The sequence below is a fragment of the Microcella sp. genome, from assembly GCF_033763155.1.
Taxonomy (GTDB): Bacteria; Actinomycetota; Actinomycetes; order Actinomycetales; family Microbacteriaceae; genus Microcella.
Genome location: NZ_JANRKZ010000164.1, coordinates 1 through 2,526, shown reverse-complemented (window position 1 = coordinate 2,526; position 2,526 = coordinate 1). Strand labels below are relative to the sequence as shown.

The 2,526-nt window shown below is 64.2% G+C and carries 3 protein-coding genes; all 3 read right to left on the bottom strand.

The window, feature by feature from the left end; all coding sequences use genetic code 11:
* Window positions 1–1,222 (bottom strand): pyridoxal phosphate-dependent decarboxylase family protein (locus tag SFU54_RS06925; protein WP_319015556.1); only part of this gene is annotated, 1,222 nt, incomplete at its 3' end.
* Between the two features lie 80 nt (window positions 1,223–1,302).
* Complete coding sequence (locus tag SFU54_RS06920) at window positions 1,303–1,824, bottom strand: YqhA family protein (RefSeq protein WP_319015555.1); 522 nt, start codon at window positions 1,822–1,824, stop codon at window positions 1,303–1,305.
* A 10-nt stretch (window positions 1,825–1,834) separates the two neighbouring features.
* Window positions 1,835–2,506: a Pr6Pr family membrane protein gene (locus tag SFU54_RS06915; protein WP_319015554.1), complete on the bottom strand. Its 672-nt coding sequence runs from the start codon at window positions 2,504–2,506 to the stop codon at window positions 1,835–1,837.
* Window positions 2,507–2,526: the final 20 nt, after the last annotated feature.

Genomic DNA, 2,526 nt, shown 5'->3' with positions numbered 1-2,526 from the left:
AGGTCGCCAGGTGCGTCTGCTGCGGTCGCGTCGTGTCGGCTGCCATCTCGAAGATGGCGTGACTCACGCGGTCGAGCTCTGACATCGAGGTCACGCGCGGCAAGTAGGTGATGATGTCGAGCTCGGGGCGCTGATAGGGCTGCAGGATGTCCGACTCGGCGATGAGCTCGTGCCACGTCTGCGCGGCCCGGTAGCCGGGCAACACGATGGCGCCAAGCCCCTGCATCGTGAGCGGAAACACCTTGAGCGTCGCCCACAGCGCCGCCGCACTCGCGCCCGCGCGCGAGCACTCCAGTTGAATCTCGCCGAAGTGTCGCTCGGTGCTCGCGAAGTAGGTGTAGGGCGACTCGTGGTGGTAGAACCGTAGAATCGACTGGTCGTTGAACAGCACGGCACCACAGCCATAGGGCTGCAGGCCGTGCTTGTGCGGGTCGACGACGACCGAGTCGGCCTGCGCAATGGCGCGGAAGTGCCGCGCGGTTTCGGGATCAAGCTCGTCGACAATGATCGTGAAGAATCCGCCGTAGGCCGTGTCGACGTGGACGCGAGCACCGTGCTGGCGAGCGAGCGGAATGATGTCGGCGAGCGGGTCGACGGCGCCGAGTCCCGTCGTGCCGAGGGTCGCGACGACCACGCCGATACGCCCGGTGGCGAGCTCGCGCTCGAGTGCGTCGAGGCTCATGCGGCCATCGGCCTCGGTGGAGATACCCACGGTGTCGATGCCGAGCACCTCACCCATGCGCGAGTGCGTGTAGTGGGCATCCGCCGAGTGGGCGATGGCCTTGCCGGGCGCGATCTCGCGGCTCACCCACAGAGCCTCAAGGTTGGCGGTCGTGCCGCTCCACGTCAGATGGCCCATGTAGTTGGCGGGGTAGCCGAACATCGCGGCGAGCTGGTCGAGCACCTCGTGCTCCATGCGCGTCGTCGCGGCACTCGCGTCGATCGAGTGGTTGTTGGGGTTGAGCTGCATCGTCGCGATATAGGCGGCGACGGCGACGGGATGCGGTGGCTTGAGCATCTGCCCCGCGTACTGCGGGTGAAAGTACGGAAAGTTGTCGTCGAGGCGCTCGACGAGCTCACCGAGTACGGCCTGCACGTGCTCGACATCGACGTGTTGGCTCTCGTGAACATCCCACTCGCCGTAGGTGTCTTTCAGGCTCTGGATGCCCTGGATCGACTGCGGAAGCAGTTCGGCCAGGGTGACGGCTCGCTTGTGGCTCACTCCGCACTCCTCGTCGTTGGGGATGTGCGGGCGAGTCTAGCGCGAGATCGTTAGGGGGCGTACGACTTGCGCGATCGGGCTCACGAGGGCTGTGCGTCGTGCTGAGAACTCGAGACACCCGGATTGCGTTTCTGGGGCGAGGCGCCGCGGTCTTTCCGCGTTGCGTAGGCGAACAGTGCGAGCCCGGCAACGAGGGCGCCCGCGCCGAGGCCGTACGACATCACGTCAGCGGCGCGGTTTGAGTCGACCAACACACCGACAAAGATGACCGCGATGATCGCGACGACGACCCCGATGAGCTTCGATTTCAAATCATCAAGGTCGTTGACGCGCAGCCACGTCGGCACCGCGATTTCGGCGTCGACAAAGAGTTCGTAGAGGCCGTAGCCGATCACGAGTAGCACCGTGCCGAGCAGAATCGCATCCACCGCGGTGAGCACGTCGACCGTCGTGCTCTTAAGGTCGGCACCGAACCACACGGCGTCGATGATCACCAAGACCACGCCAACGGAACCCTGGAACATGAGCAAGATCGCGCCCAGGATCGCAGCGATCGCGGGGATGACCACGATGAAGCGGGTGGCGCCAAGAATGCGTCGCATGGCGAAAAGGCTAAGCCTGCGCCTTCGGTTCGGCGGAGTTGCGGCGCAACAATCGGCGGACCCCCAGGTTGAGTGCGATGAGCACAAATCCCAGAATCACAAAGAAGCTCGCGATCGCGAGAACGTAGGCGAGCATGCTGCCCACACCGCCCTCGCCGTTGGGGTCGATGAACCAATAGGGCCACCAGCCATCGATGAGCCCACGAACGACCGAGAAGGCGAGCCATGTGAGCGGGAACACCGCCACCCACAGCGCTTGCCGCAACCGCAGTGCGGGGCCGCGGGTGCTGAACAAGTAGTCGAGCGCGATCGCGATGGGTGCCCAGGTGTGGATGATGAGGTTGGGCAACACTGGCCAGTCATAGCCAATATCGCGCGGGTCAACCGCCGCGTCGCTGATGAGCGCGTGATACACGACAGCGACAACGATCATCGAGGCGGCGCCGGTCAATCGAAGAATGGCCAGGGTGGTCGACTCGGGCACCTGCCGCAAGCGGAGCACTCCGCTGGTGATCCAGAGAATGCCCACCAGAATGGCGGACACGATACTGAAGTAGGCGAAGTATTCCGCCGGGCGGAAGAGGTTATTCGCAAGACGGTCAGTGACTTGCCAGGCGACGCTGCCGAGCAAACTGAGGCCAACGACGATGCGTGCGAGCCCCACAAGAAGAGAACGATTCACGGCCGAAACGTATCAGGCCA

Excerpts from the sequence above, each read along its gene's own strand:
- SFU54_RS06920 (WP_319015555.1), bottom strand. The coding sequence starts at position 1,824 with ATGCGACGCATTCTTGGCGCCACCCGCTTCATCGTGGTCATCCCCGCG.